This window comes from Enterobacter sp. UCD-UG_FMILLET (genome assembly GCF_000762975.1).
Lineage (GTDB): Bacteria > Pseudomonadota > Gammaproteobacteria > Enterobacterales > Enterobacteriaceae > Enterobacter > Enterobacter dykesii.
The window spans coordinates 343,942-369,454 of the sequence record NZ_JRJC01000008.1 but is presented as its reverse complement, the minus strand read 5'-3'; the positions used below and the strand labels follow the sequence as shown (position 1 = coordinate 369,454).

Below are 25,513 nucleotides of genomic sequence, written 5' to 3'. Positions count from 1 at the left end.
CGGGCATGATAACAGCGAATTAGTTACTGTTATTGCTTCGTATTTCTTTCCAAATCTGGTCGCAACGCTTCGCAACTTCCTGATCGTTACCGGTTTTACGCGCCTGGATACAGGCCTGATAATCCATTACGCGGACGTTCTCCTGCGTCGCGAACTGCTCGTGCGCTTTCTCTTTCTTCAGCACGTTCAGCACGCTCTGACAGGCTTGAATTTTCTCCGGCGATCCTTCCGCAGTATTTATGCAGGCGCTGTACGCCTCCTTCAGACGGGAGTCCTCTTTCGGCGCCTCACTCTGAGCACACGCCACCAGCCCTGATGCCAGCAACGCGACGATTACGATTTTTTTCATCATATGCAGTCTCCATACCGGCGGGACTCGGCCCGCCGGGACGTTCATCAGAAGATGGTGAATGGGGCGATAACCATGAATTTCACGTCACGTTCATCCTGGAAGATGTTGCCGTAACCGCCTGCATAGCTCGGGATATCGGAGTGGTTGTCATACTGAGTGAAGTGCAGTTTGAACATTGTGCCTTTCGCGCGGCCATCCTGTAGGGTATAGATAGCATCGAGGCTGTACGCAGACTCTTTCAGGCGATAGTTGGGATCGTAGTATGCATCCGGCGTGGCCATATCGGCAGGTTTTGCGTCCCAGGCGTAAGCGTAAGAAGCGCCCACCGCCCAGCCAGGCAAGTTCCAGTTTTTCAGATCGTACATTGCGCCAAAGAAGACCGCTTTCTCGCCGTCGGCGTTGAAGTCTGAGCGGTTATCCCACCAGATATCAAGACGACCGTTGGATGAGGCGTAGGTCGGGGTCATACGCTGCAGGAAGTAGCCCTGCTGCCCTTCCGCCTTCACCCATGTGCCTTCCAGACGCAAATCAACCTGACCAACCTTGTAGCCGAAGGTTAACGCCTGCAGCCACGCGGTGCCGTCATAAATGTCGTTGACGCCACCGTTGCTGACTTTATCGCGCGTACCGTAGAACTGGTAGCTGGTGCTCAGCGGGCTACCCGCGACATCGAATTTATAGCTGGCCTTGGCAAAGTACTGATCGATATAGCCCTGCGCCTGACCAAATGCCGCTTCCAGCACCAGATCGTTTTTGAAGTCGTACTTCGCGCCCAACGAGTGCAGGTAATCGACTTTGGTTTTTTTATCGTTCTGGTAGAACTTGTCCATTTCGATGTGCCACGGTGCTTTGTACTCGTTGGTCCACATGTAGGAGAAGCTCAACGCACCCGCATCACCGTAGTCAAAGTTCGCCCCGGCTTCTGCACCCTGATAGGTACCCGGCATAAAGCTCCAGTGCGGTGCTAACAGGGTCTGGCCAGTTGGCTGAATATAGCCACCGCGCGCCCAAACCGGACCGTATTTAAATTTTGCGGCGGCTTTGTAAAGGCTGATGCCGCTCTTATCCCCGGACCAGTCTTCTTTATAGGCTTTATTACTGGAGGAGAAGGCAATTTCGTTCGGGTGGGCGCTGTCGCCGTTTTCCGCCATTTCAATCGCGGTGAACGCAGCAATATCCAGACCGAACATATCTGCGGCATAGCCTGACTGGAAGTCGAGGTTGGCGTTCCAGGTGGAGTGAGAAAGGTTGGTTTTGTATTTATCTTCAGTGACGTCTTTACGGTCACGTTCACGCTGCCAGTAATAAATACCGCCCGTGAGGGTAGAATCATCGATGAAGCCCGCCGCTTTCGCCTCTGGTGTCATCACCAGGCCCGACATTGCTGTCACACCGGCAATAGCCAGCGCCAGCGCACTACGTTTGCCACTGAACGTACGCATAGATTATTCCTCTTTGACGAATTAAAACGCCTGAAGCGGCGTAAATAAAAAAGACCAAATGGTCAGGGGTAGCTTTAAATACCCTCGAATTAACTACCGTCCTTAGGTTATTTTTCGCGACGCGAATTATCAATGCTTTTTAGCTGACAAAAGTCAGGATTATGACGAAGTGCACATAATTGGTAGTGCTTTGTAACATTTATGGAGAGGCGAGAAATGGCGGGGAATTATCAGGTATTTCAGTAGCTAGACGTGGAACATTCTCCTTTTTTTATAACCTTTTTAATTTCCGTAATGATACAAACTTTTTTTTGAAAAATAAGTAGCACCTCATTGACCTGATATTTTTATCACGCCTTTTTAGGTCCTGTCTTAATACCCTGATCGCTAAATAAAAAAACGCCGCATAGTGCGGCGTTTGTCTCTCATTGACCAGACCAGCAATATTATTCGCCGATCTTCGTCCAGGTATCACGCAGACCTACGGTACGGTTGAATACCGGTTTTTCCGCCGTGCTGTAACGACTGTCCAGGCAGAAGTAACCTTCACGTTCGAACTGGAACGCTTTGCCCGCTTCAGCGGCTTTAAGAGAAGGCTCCGCATAACCCTGCTTGATCACCAGAGATTCCGGGTTGATGGTCGCCAGGAAGTCTTCCGCTGCACCTGGGTTAGGCACGCTGAACAGACGATCGTACAGACGAATTTCTACCGGCAGCGCGTGGGAAGCGCTCACCCAGTGAATAACGCCTTTCACCTTGCGGCCATCCGCCGGATCTTTGCTCAGCGTTTCAGCGTCATAGGAACAGAAGATGGTGGTGATATTCCCTTCCGCATCTTTCTCTACGCGCTCGGCTTTGATGACGTAGGCATTACGCAGACGCACTTCTTTTCCCAGCACCAGACGCTTGTACTGCTTGTTGGCTTCTTCGCGGAAGTCAGCGCGGTCAATCCAGATCTCACCGCTGAACGGCACGTCACGGCTACCCATTTCCGGTTTGTTCGGATGGTTAGGCATGGAGACCAGCTCGCTTTCACCCTGCGGATAGTTTTCGATAACCAGTTTCACCGGGTCGATAACGGCCATCGCGCGCGGGGCGTTTTCGTTGAGGTCTTCGCGAATGCAGGATTCAAGGGAAGCCATCTCGATGGTGTTGTCCTGCTTGGTCACGCCGATGCGTTTGCAGAACTCACGAATAGAGGCAGCAGTGTAACCACGGCGGCGCAGACCGGATATGGTCGGCATACGTGGGTCATCCCAGCCTTCAACGTGCTTGTCGGTCACCAGCAGGTTCAGCTTACGCTTGGACATCACGGTGTATTCCAGATTCAGACGAGAGAACTCGTACTGGCGTGGATGCACAGGAATGGTGATGTTATCCAGCACCCAGTCGTACAGACGACGGTTGTCCTGGAACTCCAGCGTACACAGGGAATGCGTAATGCCTTCCAGCGCATCGCTGATGCAGTGGGTAAAGTCGTACATCGGGTAGATGCACCACTTGTTGCCGGTCTGGTGGTGTTCCGCAAACTTAATGCGGTACAGCACCGGATCGCGCATCACGATGAACGGAGACGCCATGTCGATTTTGGCACGCAGGCACGCTTTGCCTTCTTCGAAGCCACCGGCACGCATTTTTTCAAACAGCGCCAGGTTCTCTTCCACGCTGCGATCGCGGAACGGGCTGTTTTTGCCCGGCGCGGTCAGCGTACCGCGATATTCACGGATTTCATCAGCAGACAGTTCGTCAACGTACGCCAGACCTTTATTGATCAGTTCAACCGCGTAGGCGTACAGCTGATCAAAATAGTCAGAGGAGTAGCAGATATCGCCAGACCAGTTGAAGCCCAACCATTGCACGTCGTTCTTGATGGACTCAACGTATTCGATGTCTTCTTTTACTGGGTTGGTGTCATCGAAACGCAGGTTGCACTGTCCCTGGTAGTCTTGCGCAATGCCAAAGTTCAGGCAGATGGACTTCGCATGCCCGATATGCAGGTAGCCGTTCGGCTCCGGCGGGAAACGGGTATGAATTGTGGTGTGCTTACCACTGGCCAGATCTTCATCGATGATCTGACGAATAAAGTTACTCGGGCGGGCTTCTGCCTCACTCATCGTGGATTCCTCAAAGCGTAAACAACGTATAACGGCATATGATCTTATAAGCCGGACGTAGTGACAACCCTTAAAACGTCTCTGAAGAAAATAATGGGGGCTATTGCTGCAAAAAAAAGCGGCGGAGGATATCCCCCGCCGCTTAAGGCATGACTCTACTCAGGAGCGATTACTTGCCTTTAATCTCGTACAGCGGTGTTTGACCCGCAACAACCTGACCTTTCGCCTGAATGACCAGGCCACTGAAGTCGTCGATGTTGCTGCAAACGACCGGGCTTATCATGGAGCGCGCGTTGGCGTTCAGGAAGTCCAGATCCATTTCCAGAATCGGCTGCCCGGCCACCACTTCAGCGCCCTCTTCCACCAGGCGAGTAAAGCCCTGACCGTTCAGCGCAACGGTATCGATACCCATGTGGACAACGATCTCCGCGCCATTTTCGGTTTCGAGGCAGAACGCGTGGTTGGTGTTGAAGATTTTCACGATGGTACCGGCCGCCGGAGACACAACGGTTTTGTCCGTTGGCTTCACCGCCACACCGTCACCAACCGCTTTGCTGGCGAAGGCTTCGTCAGGCACCTGCTCAATCGCAACGACTTCACCGGTTACCGGTGAAACCAGCGCGGCTACCGTTTTGGCGTTCGGTACCGCCTGCGGTTTTGCGGCCGCTGGCGCGGCGGCAGGTGCGGCAGAAGCTTCTGCTGCGGCTACCGGACCAGTGGTTTTCATGGCGTTAGCAATTTTCTCTGCCACGAAGCCAACGATAATCTGCACGCTGGTTTTGTTCAGGCGGATAACGCCGGAAGCACCCAGACGTTTGGCCAGCGCTTCGTCAACCAGAGAAGAGTCTTTGACGTTCAGACGCAGACGAGTGATACAGGCGTCGATACCGGTCAGGTTATCAGAACCGCCGATAGCGGCGATGTACTGACGCGCCAGACCTGATACGTCCTGATCCTGAGCACCGCTCACGTTCACATCCTGACCATCCGCTTCGCTACCGGCCACGGCCAGTTCACGACCCGGGGTCATCAGGTTGAATTTGGTGATAGTGAAACGGAACACTACGTAGTAGATCGCGAAGAACACCAGACCTTGCGGGATCAGCATCCACCAGTGGGTCGCCAGCGGGTTACGGGACGAAAGCACCATATCCACCAGACCGGCGCTGAAGCCGAAACCAGCAATCCAGTGCATGCTGGCAGCGATGAACACGGAGATACCGGTCAGCACGGCGTGGATCACATACAGAACCGGCGCCACGAACATGAAGGAGAACTCCAGCGGCTCGGTGATACCGGTGAAGAAGGCCGCAAACGCCCCCGCCATCATGATACCCAGCACTTTCGCTTTATTCTCTGGACGTGCGCAGTGGTAGATAGCCAGCGCAGCACCCGGCAGACCAAACATCATGATCGGGAAGAAGCCCGCCTGGTAACGACCGGTGATACCGACAACCGCTTTACCTGCTTCGATGGACTGTGCGCCACCCAGGAAGTTAGGGATATCGTTAATACCGGCAACGTCGAACCAGAATACGGAGTTCAGCGCGTGGTGCAGACCGACCGGGATCAACAGACGGTTGAAGAACGCGTACACGCCCGCACCGACGGAGCCCAGTTTCTGGATGTGCTCACCGAAGTTCACCAGACCGTCGAAGATCATTGGCCAGACGTACATCATGATGAACGCGACAACGATCATCACAAACGAGGTCAGGATAGGAACCAGGCGGCGACCGCTAAAGAAGGAGAGCGCTTTTGGCAGCTCTACGCTGCTGAAGCGGTTATACAGTTCGGCGGAGATGATACCCACAAGGATACCGACAAACTGGTTGCTGATCTTCCCGAATGCCGCCGGAACCTGGTCCGCCGGAATTTTTTGGATCATGGCCACCGCTGCTGGCGAGCAGAGGGTGGTTAACACGAGGAAACCGACAAAACCGGTCAGCGCAGCGGCACCGTCTTTGTCTTTAGACATACCGTAAGCCACACCAATCGCGAACAACACGGACATGTTGTCGATAATGGCGGAACCTGACTTGATAAAGAACGCCGCCAGCGCGCTGGTATTACCCCAGCCGTTGGGGTCGATCCAGTAGCCGACACCCATCAGGATGGCTGCGGCAGGCAGCGTGGCGACCGGCACCATAAGTGCGCGACCAACCTTTTGTAAATAACCTAGAATACTCACTTTCTTCCCCCTATGAGACCCCGTTTAAGGCATGTTCTCAGCTCTGTTTTTTATTGTGTCACGAACTATAGATACAGTTGATGCTTCACTGGCATTGTGAGTGTGTGAAAAATTAATTCGTATCGCAAATTAAACGCGTACTTTTTGTGATTTTTGTCACCAAATATCGTTATTCATCCTCCCTTATACTGGCTAACAGCGAAAACTTATTTTATCATTCAAAAAATCAAGACGGATTGATCCGGCCTGAAAGTTTCCAGGTTACGCTTAAGTATCAGGTTCCGATAGCCATCCGCCCACTCTTCTACTTTAACTCTTGAGGTGAACAATGAGACTGATTCCCCTGGCAACTGCTGAACAAGTCGGTAAATGGGCCGCTCGCCATATCGTTAACCGTATTAACGCCTTTAAACCGACCGCCGATCGTCCTTTCGTTCTTGGACTTCCGACAGGCGGCACGCCGCTGACAGCCTATAAGGCGCTGGTTGAGATGCATAAAGCAGGCCAGGTTAGCTTCAAACATGTTGTGACCTTCAATATGGATGAATACGTTGGCTTACCTAAAGACCATCCGGAAAGCTACCATAGCTTTATGCACCGCAATTTCTTTGATCACGTTGATATTCCATCTGAAAATATTAACCTGCTGAATGGAAACGCGCCTGATATTGACGCAGAATGCCGTCAGTATGAAGAAAAAATCCGTTCTTACGGTAAGATCCACCTGTTCATGGGGGGTGTAGGCAATGATGGTCATATCGCGTTTAACGAACCGGCGTCATCTCTGGCTTCCCGCACCCGTATTAAAACGCTGACCCATGACACGCGCGTGGCAAACTCCCGCTTCTTTGATGGCGATGTTAACCAGGTTCCAAAATACGCCCTGACCGTTGGCGTGGGCACCCTGCTGGATGCCGAAGAAGTGATGATTCTGGTGCTGGGTGGCGTGAAAGCGCAAGCGCTCCAGGCTGCCGTTGAAGGCAACGTAAACCACATGTGGACCATCAGCTGCCTGCAGCTGCATCCGAAATCAGTCATCGTCTGCGACGAACCGTCCACGATGGAGCTGAAGGTAAAAACGCTGAAATACTTTAACGAGTTAGAAGCCGAGAACATCAAAGGTCTGTAATTGAATAACCGCCTCTTCATCAAGAGGCGGCCGCTTTTTTTAACCGGGGGTCGTTATGTACGCTTTAACCCACGGTCGGATTTATACCGGCCATGACATTCTGGATGACCATGCGATTGTTATCGCTGATGGCCTGATTGAACGTGTTTGCCCGCTGGCAGAACTGCCGCCGGAGATTGAACAGCGCTCACTCAATGGAGCAGTAATCTCCCCCGGTTTCATCGACGTACAGCTCAACGGCTGCGGCGGTGTGCAATTCAATGACACCGCGGATGCGGTGACGGTCGAAACGCTGGAGATCATGCAGAAAGCCAACGAGAAATCGGGCTGCACCAGCTATTTGCCAACGCTCATCACCAGCAGTGATGACCTCATGAAGCAGGGTATCCGCGTGATGCGCGAATACCTGGCCAAACATCCTAACCAGGCGCTGGGTCTGCACCTTGAAGGGCCATGGCTGAATATGGTCAAAAAAGGGACGCATAACCCGAATTACGTGCGTAAACCGGATGCGGAGCTGGTTGACTACCTGTGTGCAAACGCCGACGTCATTACCAAAGTGACGCTGGCGCCCGAAATGGCGGGTACGGATGTGATCAGCAAACTGGCTGGTGCCGGGATTATCGTTTCAGCAGGCCACTCAAACGCGACGCTGAAAGAAGCGAAAGCCGGTTTCCGCGCGGGCATTACCTTCGCAACGCACCTTTACAACGCCATGCCTTATATCACAGGCCGTGAACCGGGTCTGGTCGGGGCGATTCTGGATGAACCAGACGTCTACTGCGGCATTATTGCTGACGGCTTACACGTCGATTACACCAACATCCGCAACGCTAAGCGGCTGAAAGGTGACAAGCTTTGTCTGGTGACGGATGCCACCGCACCGGCAGGTGCAAATATTGAGCAGTTCATTTTTGCCGGTAAAACAATATACTACCGCAATGGACTGTGTGTGGATGAAAACGGTACGCTGAGTGGTTCCTCTTTAACCATGATTGAAGGGGTGCGTAACCTGGTTGAACATTGCGGGATTGCGCTTGATGAAGTCCTGCGTATGGCAACCCTTTATCCGGCGCGCGCAATGGGCGTGGATAAACAGCTCGGCGGAATTGCACCAGGTATGGTTGCAAACCTGACGGCATTCACACACGATTATAAAATTATTAAGACCATCGTTAATGGTAACGAGGTCGTCACTGAGTAAGTAAAAGTATGACACCTGGCGGACAAGCTCAAATCGGTAATGTCGATCTCGTTAAACAACTTAACAGTGCGGCGGTATACCGCCTGATTGACCAGCACGGACCCATCTCGCGAATTCAGATAGCCGAACAGAGCCAGCTTGCTCCCGCCAGCGTGACAAAAATTACCCGCCAGCTCATTGAGCGCGGTCTGATCAAAGAAGTCGATCAGCAGGCCTCCACCGGGGGCCGCCGCGCCATCTCCATTATTACCGAAACCCGCAATTTTCAGGCCATTGGCGTCCGTCTGGGCCGTCATGACACCACGCTCACGCTGTACGATCTGAGCAGTAAAGCGATTGCGGAAGAGCACTACCCTCTTCCGGAGCGCACTCAGGAAACGCTGGAGCATGCGTTGCTGAATACCATCGCGCAGTTTATTGAAAGCTGTCAGCGCAAGATCCGCGAACTCATTGCCATCTCCGTGATTCTGCCCGGCCTGGTCGACCCGGAAAGCGGCGTGATCCGCTATATGCCGCACATTCAGGTTGAAAACTGGGGGCTGGTCGACGCGCTGGAAAAGCGTTTTAAGGTGACCTGCTTCGTGGGCCACGACATTCGCTCTCTGGCGCTGGCAGAGCACTACTTTGGTGCGAGCCAGGACTGTGAAGACTCTATTCTGGTGCGCGTTCACCGCGGAACGGGCGCCGGTATTATCTCTAACGGCCGTATTTTTATTGGTCGAAACGGTAACGTCGGCGAGATCGGCCACATTCAGGTTGAGCCTCTCGGGGAGCGCTGCCACTGCGGCAACTTCGGCTGCCTTGAAACCATCGCGGCTAATACCGCTATCGAGCAGCGCGTTCGCCATCTCCTTGAGCAGGGTTATCAAAGCCGCGTCACGCTGGACGAATGCAAGATAGGCACCATCTGCAAAGCCGCCAATAAGGGCGACGCGCTGGCCTGTGAAGTGATTGAGCAGGTAGGACGCCACCTGGGGAAAACCATCGCCATCGCCATTAACCTGTTTAACCCCCAGAAAGTGGTTATCGCCGGTGAAATTGTGGAAGCGGAAAAGGTGCTGCTCCCCGCCATTGAAGGCTGTATTAACACCCAGGCGCTGAAAGCATTCCGCCAGAACCTCCCGGTGGTTCGTTCAAAGCTTGATCATCGCTCGGCGATTGGCGCGTTCGCGCTGGTCAAACGCGCCATGCTCAACGGAATTCTGCTGCAGCATTTGCTGGAAAGTTGATCGGACCTTATAGTAACGCCTTCTTTTTTTGATGTCGGACTGTCCATGACCATTAAGAATGTAATTTGTGATATCGACGGCGTGCTGATGCACGACAACGTTGCCGTGCCGGGTGCTGCGGAGTTTCTACACCGCATCATCGACAAAGGAATGCCTCTGGTTCTGCTCACGAACTACCCTTCCCAAACCGGTCAGGACCTGGCTAACCGCTTTGCCACGGCGGGCGTCGACGTTCCGGACAGCGTGTTTTATACCTCGGCAATGGCCACGGCGGATTTTCTGAAGCGTCAGGAAGGGAAAAAAGCCTACGTGGTGGGTGAAGGTGCGCTGATACACGAGCTGTACAAAGCTGGCTTTACCATCACTGACGTGAACCCGGACTTTGTGATTGTCGGCGAAACGCGCTCCTTTAACTGGGAGATGATGCATAAAGCAGCATACTTTGTCGCCAGCGGCGCACGCTTTATCGCCACCAACCCGGATACGCACGGCCGTGGTTTTTATCCGGCCTGCGGCGCGCTGTGCGCCGGTATCGAGAAAATCTCTGGTCGTCAGCCGTTTGTGGTCGGTAAACCGAGCCCGTGGATAATTCGTGCCGCGCTTAACAAGATGCAGGCCCACTCTGAAGAAACGGTTATTGTCGGCGACAACCTGCGCACCGATATTCTGGCCGGATTCCAGGCGGGTCTGGAGACGATTCTGGTCCTCTCCGGCGTCTCTCAGCTTGATGACATTGACTCAATGCCGTTCCGTCCAAGCTGGATTTACCCCTCCGTCGATGAAATCGACATTATCTGATACCGAACCACGCCTCAGGGCGTGGTTTTTCATTTACAGCCTGCACAAACAAAACCCCATCTAATAAAAAGCACGTTTCATTGCATAATCATCAATAAAATAATTCATGACGTACTCTTTTTTCACTATTCCGCAATCACGATTGCACTATTTCCGTTTTCACCCGTAAAACGCTTGCGCGCCCAGCCCCTTTGCGGCATTTTCATAAGCAAGCAACATTACAAAGCAACAGGGTTAACGGAGAAGGTTATGTGTTCAATTTTTGGCGTACTGGATATTAAAACTGACGCGGGCGAACTGCGTAAAAAGGCACTCGAACTGTCCCGCCTGATGCGCCACCGCGGTCCGGACTGGTCAGGCGTTTACGCCAGCGATAAAGCGATTCTGGCTCACGAACGTCTGTCTATTGTTGACGTCAACGCCGGTGCACAGCCGCTGTATAACGAGAAAAAAACGCACGCACTGGCTGTCAACGGTGAGATCTACAACCACCAGGCGCTGCGCGCTGAATACGGCGACCGCTACGCGTTCCAGACCGGTTCTGACTGTGAAGTGATCCTGGCACTGTATCAGGAGAAAGGGCCCGAGTTCCTGGACGATCTGCAGGGCATGTTTGCCTTCGCCCTGTACGACAGCGAAAAAGACGCTTACCTGATTGGCCGCGACCATATCGGCATTATCCCGCTGTACATGGGCCACGATGAGCACGGCAACTTCTACGTCGCCTCTGAAATGAAAGCCCTGGTGCCGGTCTGCCGCACCATTAAAGAGTTCCCGGCAGGCAGCTATCTGTGGAGCAAAGACGGCGAGATCCGCTCCTATTACCAGCGTGACTGGTTCGACTATGATGCGGTAAAAGACAACGTCACGGACAAAGCCGAGCTGCGTCAGGCCCTTGAAGATTCCGTGAAAAGCCACCTGATGTCAGATGTGCCGTACGGCGTGCTGCTCTCCGGCGGTCTGGACTCCTCCGTGATCTCCGCGATCACCAAGAAATTCGCGGCCCGTCGCGTGGAAGATCAGGAGCGCTCAGAAGCCTGGTGGCCACAGCTGCACTCTTTTGCCGTTGGCCTGGAAGGGGCACCGGATCTGAAAGCCGCACAGGAAGTGGCGAACCACCTCGGCACCGTGCACCATGAGATTCACTTCACCGTGCAGGAAGGTCTGGATGCGATCCGCGATGTGATCTATCACATTGAAACCTATGACGTGACCACCATCCGTGCCTCAACCCCGATGTACCTGATGTCGCGTAAGATCAAAGCGATGGGCATCAAGATGGTGCTTTCCGGTGAAGGTTCTGACGAAGTGTTTGGCGGCTACCTGTACTTCCACAAAGCGCCAAACGCTAAAGAGCTGCACGAAGAGACCGTGCGTAAGCTGCAGGCCCTGCATATGTTTGACTGTGCGCGTGCCAACAAAGCGATGTCCGCATGGGGCGTGGAAGCGCGCGTGCCGTTCCTGGATAAGAAATTCCTCGACGTGGCGATGCGCATCAACCCGCAGGACAAGATGTGCGGCAACGGCAAAATGGAAAAACATATCCTGCGCGAATGTTTTGAATCCTACCTGCCGGCGAGCGTGGCATGGCGTCAGAAAGAGCAGTTCTCTGATGGCGTAGGCTATAGCTGGATCGACACCCTGAAAGAGGTCGCGGCAAAACAGGTTTCTGACCAACAGCTGGAAACCGCGAGCTTCCGCTTCCCGTACAACACGCCGGGCTCGAAAGAGGCCTATCTGTATCGTGAAATTTTTGAAGAATTGTTCCCGGTGCCGAGCGCTGCGGAGTGCGTACCGGGTGGCCCTTCCGTCGCCTGCTCTTCTGCCAAAGCGATTGAATGGGATGAATCGTTCAAATCCATGAACGATCCGTCAGGACGCGCGGTAGGCGTTCACCAGTCAGCCTACAAATAATCACTCAGATCGCAATCGGGCCCCTCAGGGGCCTGATTTTTTTGCCTCACATTTCACCGTCTAAATCTGATTAATAACCAATAATTGCCGAATATTCGGTCACGCTGTTCGCAACCTAACCAAACAGTCACATTCCGGCTATTTTCGTTGAAAAAGGTGTTGACGCTGCAAGGGTCTATACGCATAATGCGCCCCGCAACGCCGATAAGGTAACGCGAAAAAAGATGGCTACGTAGCTCAGTTGGTTAGAGCACATCACTCATAATGATGGGGTCACAGGTTCGAATCCCGTCGTAGCCACCATCTTTTTTGCGGGAGTGGCGAAATTGGTAGACGCACCAGATTTAGGTTCTGGCGCCGCAAGGTGTGCGAGTTCAAGTCTCGCCTCCCGCACCATTCCCAGGTAAGCGTTGCACGGATGGGGTATCGCCAAGCGGTAAGGCACCGGTTTTTGATACCGGCATTCCCTGGTTCGAATCCAGGTACCCCAGCCATATTTCTTCGATTTTGCGGTTCTCCGCGGTATTGGGGTATCGCCAAGCGGTAAGGCACCGGTTTTTGATACCGGCATTCCCTGGTTCGAATCCAGGTACCCCAGCCATCGAAGATTGCAGTACTGGCTACGTAGCTCAGTTGGTTAGAGCACATCACTCATAATGATGGGGTCACAGGTTCGAATCCCGTCGTAGCCACCAAATTCAGATTGTCGATTTTTCGGTAATCAAGACAAATTGTTGGGGTATCGCCAAGCGGTAAGGCACCGGATTCTGATTCCGGCATTCCGAGGTTCGAATCCTCGTACCCCAGCCAATTTAAAAAGTCGTTAAGCAGTTTGTTTAACGCAATTGGGGTGTCGCCAAGCGGTAAGGCTCTGGTTTCTGATACCAGCATTCCGGGGTTCGAATCCCTGCACCCCAGCCACTTAAGTAACAAAAAAGCCCGCTCTGCGGGCTTTTTTGTTTTTGTTGTTCGACATTTTGCGACCTGATGCCCTGACCCTCTCCCACAGGGAGAGGGAAAAAAGATTACAGGCCAAGGGCGTACTTCAGCGCCTGACGCTTCAGACCACCGGCACGCTCCGCTGCCATTAATCCAATATTGCGCAGAATGCGCACCGGGGCTAAGTCATTGCTGAATCCGGCATAGAACAGGTCCATCCCCGACTGCATGATGAAATTGTCCGCCATGCGCCGCGTCTGGTAACGCTTCAGGACCTGATGGCTGGCCCAGTTTTCCGCGTGCCCGCGGGCGCTGCTCAGCACTTCCAGTAACGCATCGACATCACGGTACCCCAGGTTGACACCCTGCCCGGCCAGCGGATGAATGGTGTGTGCCGCATCGCCCACCAGCGCCAGCCCTGCACGGACATACTGCAAAGCGTGACGTCGCGTGAGGGGAAACGCCCCGGCAGCCACCGGCGTAACGTTGCCCAGACGGCTCGGAAAATGCAGGCGGATTTCCCGCTGCAATTGTTCCATTGAAAGCCCCTGCAGCTGGCGAATGCGCGCCGGTTTGTCGTACCAGACCAGCGATGCCCAGTTATCAAACAGCGGTAAAAACGCATGCGGGCCATTCGGGGTAAAGTGCTGCCACGTGCTTTCTCCCGGCGCATTCTCGCACTCGACGGTAATCAGCATGCAGGACTGCTCATACTGCCAGGCATGAACGCCAATTCCCGCCATCGGTCTGACCTGCGAGTTAGCGCCGTCCGCTCCGACGACGAGCTTCACGGCCAGTTCATCGCCGCTGTCGAGCGTCAGCAAATACCCGCTCTCGTGAGGATGCAGAGCCTTAATCGACGCCGGAACACGCAGCGTTACCTTCGGGTGCGCCTCCAGCGCCAGCCAGAGCGCCTGCTGAAGCACGTTGTTTTCCACCATATAACCCAGGCGCGGCAGCTTCAGCTCAGCGGCATCAAACGCGACGTGGGCATTTTCCCACTCCCAGGTTTCAAGACGGCTGTAAGGATGGGCGCGCATCGCCAGCACCGCCTCCCAGACGCCCAGCCCGCGCAGCAGATCGACGGATGCCGCGCTGATAGCGGAAATGCGCACGTCCGGTTTGCTGACGGGATCGAAGGCCGGCGGAGCAGCCTGTTCGATTACCGTTACCTCAAATCCCTGCTGCGCCAGCCCCAGCGCCAGCGCGCCGCCGACCATACCGCCGCCGACAACGGCAGCTTCGGTGTGTAGGAGTGTCATGGTCAATTTTCCTTATTGGAGAATCCCTTAAGTTTACCGGATTTTTGCGGTCCTGAGACACATAACCTTCATACTGGTCACAACCCCACCAAAGCATTACAATACGCGGCTTGCAATCCTGAGCTGAGCAAGTCGATGACTAAAAAACTCCATATAAAAACCTGGGGCTGTCAGATGAACGAATACGATTCATCCAAGATGGCCGATCTGCTGGATTCAACCCACGGATACCAGCTGACAGAAAATGTGAAAGAAGCGGACGTGCTGCTGCTGAACACCTGTTCGATTCGTGAAAAAGCGCAGGAAAAAGTCTTTCACGTGTTAGGCCGCTGGAAGCTTCTCAAACGAAAAAATCCGGACCTGATCATCGGGGTGGGTGGCTGCGTCGCGTCGCAGGAAGGTAAGCTGATCCGCCAGAGAGCCCCGTATGTGGATATTGTCTTTGGCCCTCAGACCCTGCACCGCCTGCCGGAGATGATCAATCAGGTTCGCGGCAACCGTAGTCCGGTCGTTGACGTGAGCTTCCCGGAGATCGAAAAGTTTGACCGTCTGCCAGAGCCGCGCGCCGATGGCCCGACCGCCTTCGTCTCCATCATGGAAGGCTGCAACAAATACTGCACTTACTGCGTGGTACCTTACACCCGTGGTGAAGAAGTCAGCCGTCCGGCAGACGATATTCTGTTTGAAATCGCGCAGCTTGCCGCACAGGGCGTTCGCGAAGTGAACCTGCTGGGCCAGAACGTGAACGCCTGGCGCGGGGAAAACTACGACGGCACCACCGGCAGCTTTGCCGAGCTGCTGCGTCTGGTCGCCGCGATTGACGGCATCGACCGCATTCGCTTTACCACCAGCCATCCGATGGAGTTTACCGACGACATCATCGACGTGTATCGCGATACGCCAGAGCTGGTGAGCTTCCTGCACCTGCCGATTCAGTGCGGCTCTGACCGCGTGCTGAACCTGATGGGCCGCCCGCATACGGTGCTGGAGTACAAGTCCACCATTCGCAAGCTGCGTGAAGCGCGTCCGGATATCCAGATCATCTCCGACTTTATCGTCGGCTTCCCTGGCGAAACCGCTGATGACTTCGAGCGCACCATGAAGCTCATCGGTGAAGTAAATTTTGACGTCAGCTACAGCTTCATCTTCTCTGCGCGTCCTGGAACACCTGCGGCCGATATGGTTGACGATGTGCCGGAAGAAGAGAAAAAGCAGCGTCTGTATATTCTGCAGGAGCGTATTAACCAGCAGGCCAACGCGTGGAGCCGCCGTATGCTCGGCACCGTTCAGCGCATTCTGGTGGAAGGCACCTCCCGCAAGAGCATTATGGAACTCTCCGGTCGTACCGAAAACAACCGCGTGGTGAACTTTGAAGGCACCCCGGATATGATCGGTAAATTCGTGGACGTCGAGATTGTCGAAGTGCTGACCAACTCGCTGCGCGCGAAGCTGGTACGCACCGAGGACGAAATGGGCCTGCGTATTGCCGAGTCACCGGAATCCGTGATCTCTCGTACCCGTAAAGAAAACGATTCTGGCGTGGGGATTTACCAGCCTTAATCCTCCTGGCCTGCCTTTCCGGCAGGCCTTGTATTTCCTCTCATCGTCCCCAATATCTTCCGCAACGCTTGCGCCTTTATTCTGTGGCGTGAATAATTTCGGTAATGACCGTTTTATTACGTCCTATCGCAATGGGTCAGTTAACCAATTAAAGAGGAACAGTTTGAATATAGATACGCGTGAAATTAGCCTTGAGCCAGCAGACAACGCTCGCCTGCTGAGCCTGTGCGGGCCGTTTGATGACAACATCAAACAACTGGAGCGACGTCTGGGTATCGAAATCAATCGTCGCGATAATCATTTCAAACTTACCGGACGCCCTATCTGCGTCAACGCCGCTGCGGACATTCTGCGTAGCCTGTATGTCGATACCTCCCCGATGCGCGGCGAAATTCAGGATATCGAACCGGAACAAATTCACCTCGCCATTAAAGAGGCGCGTGTGCTTGAGCAGAGCGCGGAAAGCGTGCCGGACTACGGTAAGGCAATCAATATCAAGACCAAACGTGGCGCCATTAAGCCGCGTACGCCAAACCAGGCGCAGTACATCGCCAACATCCTCGACCACGACATCACCTTCGGGGTGGGTCCGGCGGGTACGGGTAAAACCTATCTGGCCGTTGCCGCTGCGGTCGATGCGCTGGAACGCCAGGAGATCCGCCGTATTCTGCTGACCCGTCCTGCCGTTGAGGCCGGTGAAAAACTGGGCTTCCTGCCGGGCGATCTGAGCCAGAAGGTCGACCCGTATCTGCGCCCTTTATACGATGCGCTGTTCGAGATGCTCGGCTTTGAGAAGGTCGAGAAGCTCATTGAGCGTAACGTAATCGAAGTTGCTCCGCTTGCCTACATGCGCGGTCGTACGCTGAACGACGCGTTCATCATTCTTGATGAGAGCCAGAACACCACCATCGAACAGATGAAGATGTTCCTGACGCGTATCGGCTTTAACTCGAAAGCGGTCATTACCGGTGACGTCACCCAGATCGACCTGCCGCGCAGCACCAAATCAGGCCTGCGCCACGCCATTGAGGTGCTGGCCGAGGTCGACGAAATCAGCTTTAACTTCTTCCACAGTGAAGACGTGGTACGCCACCCGGTGGTCGCGCGTATCGTTAACGCCTATGAAGCCTGGGAAGAGGCGGATCAGAAGCGTAAGGCCGAACTGGCCGCAGAACGTAAGCGCGAAGCGCAGGAGCAAGAACAGAAATGAGTCAGGTGATCCTCGATTTACAGCTGGCCTGTGAAGACAATTCCGGCATGCCAGATGAGGCACAGTTTCAGAAATGGCTGGATGCCGTTATTCCTCAGTTTCAGGAAGAATCAGAAGTTACGATTCGCCTGGTGGATGAAGCAGAAAGCCATGAGCTTAACCTGACCTATCGCGGGAAAGATAAGCCGACCAACGTGCTCTCTTTCCCGTTCGAAGCGCCTCCGGGCATTGAGATGCCGCTGCTGGGCGATCTGATCATCTGCCGTCAGGTAGTTGAACAGGAAGCCAAAGAGCAGCAAAAGCCGCTTGAGGCCCACTGGGCGCATATGGTGGTACACGGCAGCCTGCATCTGCTTGGCTACGATCACATTGAAGATGACGAAGCGGAAGAGATGGAGTCCCTCGAGACAGAGATAATGCTTGCTCTGGGCTATGAGGATCCGTACATTGCCGAGAAAGAATAGTCCGTCATCTGACTGACTCACATGCCGCCACGAAAGGATATCGCGTGGCGGTAAACGTTGAACTAACAAGAGAACCCTTAACAAACGCCATGAGCGACGACAATTCACACAGTAGCGACACGACAACCAGTAAAAAGGGATTTTTCTCCCTCATTCTGAACCAGCTTTTCCACGGCGAACCCAAAAACCGTGATGAACTGCTGGAGCTGATTCGTGATTCCGGGCAGAACGACCTTATCGACGAAGATACGCGCGAAATGCTCGAAGGGGTTATGGACATCGCCGACCAGCGCGTTCGCGATATCATGATCCCCCGCTCGCAGATGATCACCCTGAAACGTAACCAGACCCTGGACGAGTGCCTCGATGTGATCATCGAATCCGCCCACTCGCGTTTCCCGGTCATCAGCGAAGATAAAGATCACATCGAAGGGATTTTGATGGCCAAAGATCTGCTGCCGTTTATGCGCAGCGATGCCGAAGCCTTCAGCATGGAAAAAGTGTTACGCCAGGCCGTGGTTGTGCCGGAAAGTAAACGTGTGGATCGGATGCTGAAAGAGTTTCGCTCTCAGCGTTACCACATGGCGATTGTTATTGATGAATTTGGTGGCGTTTCCGGTCTGGTCACGATCGAGGATATTCTTGAGCTGATCGTGGGCGAAATCGAAGACGAGTACGACGAAGAAGAAGATATCGACTTCCGTCAGCTTAGCCGCCACACCTGGACCGTGCGCGCGCTGGCCTCCATTGAGGACTTTAACGACGCCTTCGGGACCCACTTCAGCGATGAAGAGGTCGATACCATTGGCGGGCTGGTGATGCAGGCCTTTGGGCACCTCCCGGCGCGCGGTGAGACCGTTGACATCGACGGTTACCAGTTCAAAGTAGCCATGGCCGACAGCCGACGTATTATACAGGTTCACGTCAGAACGCCGGACGACTCACCGGTGCCAAAACTGGAAGATTAATGTAAATGGCATTTGCCCCATTGCTTGAACGCCAGCGCGTCCGTTTGCTGCTGGCGCTGTTACTTGGAGCCAGCGGTACGCTGGCTTTCTCTCCTTACGATATCTGGCCTGCGGCCATTCTCTCCCTGATGGGGATTCAGGGCCTGACCCTGAATCGTCGTCCGGTACAGGCCGCGGCCATCGGTTACTTCTGGGGGATGGGGCTGTTTGGCTCAGGCATCAACTGGGTTTATGTCAGCATCGCCCAGTTTGGCGGTATGCCAGGCCCGGTTAACGTCTTCCTGGTGGTATTGCTCGCCGCGTATCTCTCGCTCTATACCGGTCTGTTCGCCGGCATCCTTTCTCGCCTGTGGCCAAAAACCACCTGGCTGCGCCTCGCCATTGCCGCGCCGGTAGTCTGGCAGATAACCGAGTTCCTGCGCGGCTGGGTGCTGACGGGCTTCCCGTGGCTGCAGTTCGGCTACAGCCAGATTGACGGCCCCCTGAAGGGTCTGGCGCCGGTCATGGGCGTTGAGGCTATTAACTTCCTTCTGATGGTGGTGAGCGGCCTGCTGGTACTGGCGCTGGTCACGCGCTGCTGGAAGCCGCTTGCCGTGGCGCTGGTGCTGTTCGCCCTGCCCTTCCCGCTGCGCTATATCCAGTGGTTCACGCCCGAGCCCGATCGCGCCATGCAGGTTTCCATGGTGCAGGGAAATATTCCGCAGTCCATGAAGTGGGACGAGAAGGAGCTGCTGAATACGCTGAAGATCTACGCCAACGCCACCGAAGAGGTGATGGGAAAATCACAGCTGATTATCTGGCCGGAGTCTGCCATTCCCGATCTGGAGCTCAATCAGCAGCCGTTCCTCAACATGATGAACGACCTGCTGCTGGCGCGCGGCAGCACGCTGATCACCGGGATTGTCGATGCGCGTCTGAATCAGCACAACCGCTACGACACCTACAACAGCATCATTACGCTCGGGAAAGATAGCGAGTACAGCTACCACTCCACTGACCGGTACAACAAGAACCACCTGGTGCCGTTTGGTGAATTTGTTCCGCTGGAGTCGATTCTGCGCCCGCTGGCTCCGTTCTTTGACCTGCCGATGTCCTCTTTCAGCCGCGGCCCGTACGTACAGCCTCAGCTGCACGCGCACGGCGTTGCCCTGACGGCGGCCATCTGCTACGAAATCATTCTCGGCGAGCAGGTGCGCGATAACTTCCGCCCGAATACTGACTATCTGCTGACCATCTCCAACGATGCCTGGTTTGGTAAGTCAATCGGGCCGTGGCAGCACTTCCAGATGGCACGTATGCGCTCCCTGGAGCTGGCGCGTCCGCTGCTGCGCAGCACCAACAACGGCATCACCGCCGTGATTGGACCGCAGGGTGAAATCCAGGCGATGATCCCGCAGTTTACCCGCGAGGTGCTGACCACTAAAGTCACGCCAACCACGGGGCTGACGCCATACGCGCGCACCGGCAACTGGCCGCTGTGGATACTGACCGCGCTGTTCGGCTTTGGCGCAGTGCTGATGAGCCTGCGTCAGCGTCGGAAATAATCTTCCCTTCTGTTGTCGGGTGGCGTAGCCGCCACCCGACAATTCTCTCCAGACACCCATATTGGCACGCCTATTGCTTTGTTTATTCAGGTAAACGCAGTTTGGCTTAACGTGCAACTTTGTCGCACCAGCGTAGATCATCGGTAGCACCGAAACGGTGCAACGGGAGATATTTGCCTCTGATTGGTGCGGCGCGCTTCGCAAAAATAAACAATAACGCAGCAAAATCTTTACATTAAGCCAGACTAAATGTTAACAAGCTTGCATAACACTGCACTCGCACTGCGCGAGATATAACAACATCACAATGGGTATCAATGCGTCGCTGGCGCTGATAAAAAAGGAGTTGGGTATGCAATTACGTAAACTGGCCACAGCAATGCTGGTAATGGGAATGTCTGCAGGCGTGGTTCACGCTGAAGATGCTCCGGCAGCAGGCAGCACTCTCGACAAGATTGCCAAAAACGGCGTGATCGTGGTCGGCCACCGTGAATCTTCAGTCCCGTTCTCTTACTACGACAACACGCAAAAAGTCGTGGGCTATTCACAGGATTACTCCAACGCCATCGTTGAAGCTGTGAAGAAAAAGCTGAACAAACCTGACCTGCAGGTGAAGCTGATCCCAATCACTTCACAGAACCGTATTCCACTGCTGCAAAACGGCACCTTTGACTTCGAGTGTGGCTCCACCACCAACAACCTCGAGCGTCAGAAACAGGCTGCCTTCTCGGACACCATCTTTGTCGTGGGCACCCGTCTGCTGACGAAGAAAGGCGGTGAGATCAAAGACTTCGCTGACCTGAAAGGGAAAGCGGTTGTTGTGACCTCCGGTACCACGTCAGAAGTGCTGCTGCACAAGCTGAACGACGAGAAGAAAATGGATATGCGCATCATCAGCGCTAAAGACCATGGCGACTCCTTCCGTACCCTGGAAAGCGGTCGTGCCGTCGCGTTTATGATGGATGATGCCCTGCTGGCGGGCGAGCGTGCGAAAGCGAAAAAACCAGACAACTGGGATATCGTCGGTACCGCGCAGTCCAAAGAAGCCTACGGCTGTATGCTGCGTAAAGACGATCCGCAGTTCAAAAAGCTGATCGATGACACCATCGCTCAGGTGCAGACCTCCGGCGAAGCGGAGAAATGGTTCGACAAGTGGTTCAAGAACCCGATTCCGCCAAAAAACCTGAACATGAATTTTGAACTGTCTGACGACATGAAAGCGCTGTTCAAATCTCCAAATGACAAGGCTCTTAACTAATTAGAACTACAGGGGCGGGATCTCCTGCCCTCTCGATTGTCGGGAAGCATGGACAGACTATACGTTGAGTGGTCGTTCCCCACTCAGCGCGAAAAATGAGCTTCTCACCAATCTTCGAGGGTAGCGCTGCTACCCTTTTTTTTCTGGAGTTTATTATGTCAATAGACTGGAACTGGGGCATATTCCTGCAACAAGCCCCGTTCGGCAACACCACCTATCTTGGCTGGCTGTGGAGCGGCTTTCAGGTTACCGTGGCACTATCGATAACGGCGTGGATTATCGCGTTTCTTGTCGGTTCTTTGTTCGGTATTCTGCGCACCGTCCCTAACCGTTTTCTATCAACGCTTGGCACCCTCTATGTGGAACTGTTCCGTAACGTTCCGCTGATCGTGCAGTTCTTTACCTGGTATCTGGTTATCCCGGAACTGCTGCCGGAAAATATTGGCATGTGGTTCAAGTCGGAACTGGATCCGAACGTGCAGTTCTTTGTCTCCTCCATGTTGTGTCTGGGGCTGTTTACCGCTGCGCGCGTTTGCGAGCAGGTGCGTGCCGCCATTCAGTCATTGCCGCGCGGACAAAAAAACGCGGGCCTGGCAATGGGCCTGACGCTGCCCCAAACTTACCGCTACGTGCTGTTGCCTAACGCCTACCGCGTTATCGTTCCACCGATGACCTCCGAGATGATGAACCTGGTGAAAAACTCGGCCATCGCCTCGACTATCGGCCTGGTCGACATGGCTGCGCAGGCGGGTAAGCTGCTGGATTACTCCGCTCACGCGTGGGAATCCTTCACCGCGATCACGCTCGCGTATGTTCTGATTAACGCTTTCATCATGCTGGTGATGAACCTGGTTGAACGCAAAATCCGCCTGCCGGGCAATCTGGGGGGCAAATAATGTACGAATTTGACTGGAGTTCTATCGTTCCATCCATGCCTTACCTGCTTGATGGCCTGGTGATTACCTTAAAAATCACCGTCATTGCCATCATCGTCGGTATCGTCTGGGGCACCCTGCTGGCCGTCATGCGCCTGTCGAGCTTTAAGCCGCTCGCCTGGTTTGCGACCGCCTACGTTAACGTGTTCCGCTCCATCCCGCTGGTGATGGTGCTGCTGTGGTTTTACCTGATTGTGCCCGGCTTCCTGCAGAACGTGCTGGGGCTGTCGCCGAAAACCGATATCCGTCTGATCTCCGCCATGGTGGCGTTCTCAATGTTCGAGGCCGCTTACTACTCGGAGATTATCCGAGCGGGCATTCAGAGTATCTCCCGCGGGCAATCCAGCGCCGCGCTGGCGCTGGGGATGACGCACTGGCAGTCCATGCAGCTCATTATTCTGCCGCAGGCGTTTCGCGCCATGGTTCCGCTCCTGCTGACCCAGGGCATCGTGCTGTTCCAGGATACCTCGCTGGTCTACGTTCTGAGTCTGGCAGACTTCTTCCGTACCGCGTCAACCATCGGTGAACGTGATGGTACGCAGGTCGAGATGGTGCTCTTTGCGGGTGCGGTCTATTTTGTGATTAGTTTAAGCGCGTCGCTGTTGGTCAGCTGGCTGAAGAAAAGGACGGTATAATGATTTACCTGAAAAATGTTTCTAAATGGTATGGGCACTTTCAGGTGCTGACCGACTGCTCCACCGAAGTCAAAAAAGGCGACGTGGTGGTGGTATGCGGGCCGTCCGGCTCCGGTAAATCAACGCTGATCAAAACCGTCAACGGACTGGAGCCGGTGCAGCAGGGTGAGATCGTCGTCAACGGCACCAAAGTCAACGATAAGAAAACTAATCTCGCCCAGCTTCGCTCTCACGTTGGCATGGTGTTCCAGCACTTTGAGCTGTTCCCTCACCTCTCCATTATTGAGAACCTGACGCTGGCGCAGGTAAAAGTGCTTAAGCGTGATAAAAAAGCGTCGCGCGAGAAAGGTCTGAAGCTCCTGGAACGCGTTGGGCTCTCGGCGCATGCCGATAAGTTCCCGGCACAGCTTTCCGGCGGCCAACAGCAGCGCGTGGCGATCGCCCGCGCGCTGTGTATGGATCCGGTGGCAATGCTGTTTGATGAGCCAACGTCGGCGCTCGATCCAGAGATGATCAATGAAGTGCTGGACGTGATGGTCGAGCTGGCGCACGAAGGGATGACCATGATGGTGGTGACCCACGAAATGGGCTTTGCCCGTAAAGTGGCCAACCGCGTAATCTTTATGGACGAAGGGAAAATTGTCGAAGACTCACCGAAAGAAGAGTTCTTCGCTAACCCGAAATCCGAGCGTGCGAAAGATTTCCTTGCGAAAATCCTGCACTAACCTTCCCGGTGCGCAATCTGCGGATTGCGCACTGCTTCACGCTTTCACTCAGTTCCTCTCGTCGGCGTCACATTGCAGCGTTAACCTTGTCACAAAATAACGCTACGTGTGGAGAACGCTATGGCACAGCCTATTATTCTCGATTGCGATCCGGGTCATGACGACGCGATCGCGCTCGTCCTCGCTCTTGCCTCCCCTGAACTCGAGGTAAAAGCCGTCACCTCATCCGCCGGAAATCAGACGCCTGACAAAACCCTGCGCAACGTGCTGCGTATGCTCACGCTGCTCAAACGCACCGACATTCCTGTCGCCGGCGGGGCCGTGAAGCCGCTGATGCGCGAGCTAATTATTGCCGACAACGTTCATGGTGAAAGCGGGCTGGATGGTCCGGCACTGCCGGAGCCGGGTTTCACGCCGCAAAACTGTACCGCCGTGGAGCTGATGGCGAAGGTTCTACGTGAGAGTGCAGAACCGGTAACGCTGGTGGCAACCGGACCGCAAACCAACGTTGCGCTGCTGCTGAACAGTCATCCTGAGCTGCATAATAAAATTGCCCGTATTGTGATTATGGGCGGGGCCATGGGGCTGGGGAACTGGACGCCTGCGGCGGAGTTCAACATCTTTGTCGACCCGGAAGCCGCGGAAATTGTCTTCCAGTCCGGCTTACCGATTGTAATGGCGGGACTGGACGTTACCCACCGCGCGCAGATTATGGCGGACGATATTGAGCGCTTCCGCTCGGTGGGCAACCCGGTTGCGACAACCGTGGCCGAACTGCTCGACTTCTTTATGGAATATCACAAAGCCGAGAAGTGGGGCTTCCACGGCGCGCCGCTGCACGACCCGTGCACCATTGCCTGGCTACTGAAGCCGGAGATGTTCACCACGGTGGACAGATGGGTTGGTGTTGAGACACAGGGAAAATACACCCAGGGAATGACTGTTGTGGATTACTACTCGCTGACGGGGAATAAGCCGAATACCACGGTGATGGTAGACATCGACCGGGAGGCGTTTGTGGATTTACTGGCGGAGAGACTTGCTTACTATAGTGCGGCCTGATGCCCTCACCCGGCCCTCTCCCACGGGGAGAGGGAGCAAACCTGCGCTTTTATTTAGGGCTCAAAAGGACGACGCTGGAACTGATCGTGGCCGCATTTCGGACACAGCGGCAGGACATCCGGCGTATATACCGCAATATGGTGGTGGCAATTCTCGCACACCAGATTTCCCAAGCCGACCACCTCACCACTGTGATAAACACCGTGATGGTTCAAATCCTGAAAAACCTCGCGCCACTCCAGCTGCGTTTTATCCGTGATGTCGGCCAGCTCTTGCCACAGGCTCTCTTTAATCACCCGCATAAAAACGCTGTCCGTGACCTCCTCCTGACTCTCCTGGTAGCTGCGCGCAAACTCTTCCAGATCGCGACGCACGGCGCGCGTCACCTCTTCCACTTCGGTTAACGTTAACTCACCCGTTTGCGTCACGCGGGCACGCGCTTGCTCCACCAGCGCGTCGATATCTCGCTCGCCGTTACGCAGCCGTTCCGTCAGCGTCGCCACCAGTTCGCGGTAAAATTGAGCAACCTTGTTCATCATTTTGCCTCCCGGGTAAGTAACTATTTCTAATAATAGACC

The 25,513-nt window shown here is 54.4% G+C and carries 21 protein-coding genes and 7 tRNA genes; 22 read left to right on the top strand and 6 right to left on the bottom strand.

Annotation, left to right across the window (positions count from 1 at the left end; genetic code table 11):
• Positions 1 to 19: 19 nt before the first annotated feature.
• The 4 genes from chiQ to nagE form a co-directional block, all read right to left on the bottom strand.
• Positions 20 to 349: a ChiQ/YbfN family lipoprotein gene (gene chiQ / locus LA04_RS04315; protein WP_047650672.1), complete on the bottom strand. Its 330-nt coding sequence runs from the start codon at positions 347 to 349 to the stop codon at positions 20 to 22.
• Between the two features lie 47 nt (positions 350 to 396).
• Positions 397 to 1,794 (bottom strand): chitoporin ChiP, encoded by a 1,398-nt coding sequence (gene chiP / locus LA04_RS04310; protein WP_047650588.1) that lies wholly within the window; start codon positions 1,792 to 1,794, stop codon positions 397 to 399.
• Positions 1,795 to 2,240: 446 nt separating this feature from the next.
• Positions 2,241 to 3,908, bottom strand: coding sequence for a glutamine--tRNA ligase (gene glnS, locus LA04_RS04305; protein WP_032649541.1), 1,668 nt, complete (start codon positions 3,906 to 3,908; stop codon positions 2,241 to 2,243).
• 169 nt (positions 3,909 to 4,077) lie between these two features.
• Positions 4,078 to 6,099, bottom strand: coding sequence for an N-acetylglucosamine-specific PTS transporter subunit IIBC (nagE, locus tag LA04_RS04300; protein WP_047650587.1), 2,022 nt, complete (start codon positions 6,097 to 6,099; stop codon positions 4,078 to 4,080).
• Positions 6,100 to 6,427: 328 nt separating this feature from the next.
• Between nagE and nagB the strand changes: the two genes are divergently transcribed.
• From nagB to LA04_RS04240, 12 genes are all read left to right on the top strand, one after another.
• Positions 6,428 to 7,228, top strand: a complete 801-nt coding sequence (nagB, locus tag LA04_RS04295; protein WP_023310765.1) for a glucosamine-6-phosphate deaminase — start codon at positions 6,428 to 6,430, stop codon at positions 7,226 to 7,228.
• Positions 7,229 to 7,283: 55 nt separating this feature from the next.
• A complete protein-coding gene (gene nagA, locus LA04_RS04290; RefSeq protein ID WP_047650586.1) occupies positions 7,284 to 8,432 on the top strand; it encodes an N-acetylglucosamine-6-phosphate deacetylase in 1,149 nt (382 codons plus the stop codon).
• 8 nt (positions 8,433 to 8,440) lie between these two features.
• Positions 8,441 to 9,661, top strand: a complete 1,221-nt coding sequence (gene nagC, locus LA04_RS04285; protein ID WP_047650585.1) for a DNA-binding transcriptional regulator NagC — start codon at positions 8,441 to 8,443, stop codon at positions 9,659 to 9,661.
• 45 nt (positions 9,662 to 9,706) lie between these two features.
• On the top strand, positions 9,707 to 10,459 hold the full coding sequence (gene nagD / locus LA04_RS04280) for a ribonucleotide monophosphatase NagD (RefSeq protein WP_023310763.1): 753 nt from the start codon (positions 9,707 to 9,709) through the stop codon (positions 10,457 to 10,459).
• A gap of 249 nt (positions 10,460 to 10,708) precedes the next feature.
• A complete protein-coding gene (asnB, locus tag LA04_RS04275; protein WP_023310762.1) occupies positions 10,709 to 12,373 on the top strand; it encodes an asparagine synthase B in 1,665 nt (554 codons plus the stop codon).
• 226 nt (positions 12,374 to 12,599) lie between these two features.
• A tRNA-Met gene (locus LA04_RS04270) sits at positions 12,600 to 12,676 on the top strand.
• An 8-nt stretch (positions 12,677 to 12,684) separates the two neighbouring features.
• A tRNA-Leu gene (locus LA04_RS04265) sits at positions 12,685 to 12,769 on the top strand.
• A gap of 23 nt (positions 12,770 to 12,792) precedes the next feature.
• A tRNA-Gln gene (locus LA04_RS04260) sits at positions 12,793 to 12,867 on the top strand.
• Positions 12,868 to 12,899: 32 nt separating this feature from the next.
• A tRNA-Gln gene (locus LA04_RS04255) sits at positions 12,900 to 12,974 on the top strand.
• 17 nt (positions 12,975 to 12,991) lie between these two features.
• Positions 12,992 to 13,068 (top strand) — tRNA-Met (locus LA04_RS04250).
• 40 nt (positions 13,069 to 13,108) lie between these two features.
• A tRNA-Gln gene (locus LA04_RS04245) sits at positions 13,109 to 13,183 on the top strand.
• 36 nt (positions 13,184 to 13,219) lie between these two features.
• A tRNA-Gln gene (locus LA04_RS04240) sits at positions 13,220 to 13,294 on the top strand.
• 104 nt (positions 13,295 to 13,398) lie between these two features.
• Here LA04_RS04240 and ubiF read toward each other — a convergent pair.
• Complete coding sequence (gene ubiF / locus LA04_RS04235; protein WP_047650584.1) at positions 13,399 to 14,574, bottom strand: 3-demethoxyubiquinol 3-hydroxylase; 1,176 nt, start codon at positions 14,572 to 14,574, stop codon at positions 13,399 to 13,401.
• Positions 14,575 to 14,709: 135 nt separating this feature from the next.
• On the opposite strand from ubiF, the gene miaB reads away from it, so the two are divergent.
• The 10 genes from miaB (at position 14,710) to rihA (ending at position 24,935) form a co-directional block, all read left to right on the top strand.
• Positions 14,710 to 16,134, top strand: coding sequence for a tRNA (N6-isopentenyl adenosine(37)-C2)-methylthiotransferase MiaB (gene miaB, locus LA04_RS04230; protein ID WP_047650583.1), 1,425 nt, complete (start codon positions 14,710 to 14,712; stop codon positions 16,132 to 16,134).
• A gap of 163 nt (positions 16,135 to 16,297) precedes the next feature.
• Positions 16,298 to 17,344, top strand: a complete 1,047-nt coding sequence (locus tag LA04_RS04225; protein WP_047650582.1) for a PhoH family protein — start codon at positions 16,298 to 16,300, stop codon at positions 17,342 to 17,344.
• The gene (gene ybeY, locus LA04_RS04220; RefSeq protein WP_008501052.1) at positions 17,341 to 17,808 is read left to right on the top strand and encodes an rRNA maturation RNase YbeY; all 468 of its coding nucleotides are present in this window, start codon (positions 17,341 to 17,343) and stop codon (positions 17,806 to 17,808) included. The genes LA04_RS04225 and ybeY overlap by 4 nt, the downstream gene beginning before the upstream one ends.
• A gap of 89 nt (positions 17,809 to 17,897) precedes the next feature.
• Positions 17,898 to 18,776 carry a CNNM family magnesium/cobalt transport protein CorC gene (gene corC / locus LA04_RS04215; RefSeq protein ID WP_021242574.1) on the top strand — a complete coding sequence of 293 codons (879 nt, stop codon included), beginning with the start codon at positions 17,898 to 17,900 and terminating at the stop codon, positions 18,774 to 18,776.
• A 5-nt stretch (positions 18,777 to 18,781) separates the two neighbouring features.
• Positions 18,782 to 20,320: an apolipoprotein N-acyltransferase gene (lnt, locus tag LA04_RS04210; protein WP_047650581.1), complete on the top strand. Its 1,539-nt coding sequence runs from the start codon at positions 18,782 to 18,784 to the stop codon at positions 20,318 to 20,320.
• A 352-nt stretch (positions 20,321 to 20,672) separates the two neighbouring features.
• On the top strand, positions 20,673 to 21,578 hold the full coding sequence (locus LA04_RS04205) for an amino acid ABC transporter substrate-binding protein (RefSeq protein WP_008501049.1): 906 nt from the start codon (positions 20,673 to 20,675) through the stop codon (positions 21,576 to 21,578).
• Between the two features lie 155 nt (positions 21,579 to 21,733).
• The gene (gltJ, locus tag LA04_RS04200; RefSeq protein ID WP_028019467.1) at positions 21,734 to 22,474 is read left to right on the top strand and encodes a glutamate/aspartate ABC transporter permease GltJ; all 741 of its coding nucleotides are present in this window, start codon (positions 21,734 to 21,736) and stop codon (positions 22,472 to 22,474) included.
• A complete protein-coding gene (gene gltK / locus LA04_RS04195; RefSeq protein ID WP_032638859.1) occupies positions 22,474 to 23,148 on the top strand; it encodes a glutamate/aspartate ABC transporter permease GltK in 675 nt (224 codons plus the stop codon). Before gltJ ends, gltK begins: the two co-directional genes overlap by 1 nt.
• Positions 23,148 to 23,873 carry an amino acid ABC transporter ATP-binding protein gene (locus LA04_RS04190; protein ID WP_047650580.1) on the top strand — a complete coding sequence of 242 codons (726 nt, stop codon included), beginning with the start codon at positions 23,148 to 23,150 and terminating at the stop codon, positions 23,871 to 23,873. Before gltK ends, LA04_RS04190 begins: the two co-directional genes overlap by 1 nt.
• Before the next feature lie 120 nt (positions 23,874 to 23,993).
• On the top strand, positions 23,994 to 24,935 hold the full coding sequence (rihA, locus tag LA04_RS04185; protein ID WP_047650579.1) for a pyrimidine-specific ribonucleoside hydrolase RihA: 942 nt from the start codon (positions 23,994 to 23,996) through the stop codon (positions 24,933 to 24,935).
• A gap of 53 nt (positions 24,936 to 24,988) precedes the next feature.
• Here the strand turns inward: rihA and LA04_RS04180 are convergent, their stop codons facing one another.
• Complete coding sequence (locus tag LA04_RS04180) at positions 24,989 to 25,471, bottom strand: zinc ribbon-containing protein (RefSeq protein WP_047650671.1); 483 nt, start codon at positions 25,469 to 25,471, stop codon at positions 24,989 to 24,991.
• Positions 25,472 to 25,513 lie beyond the last annotated feature (42 nt).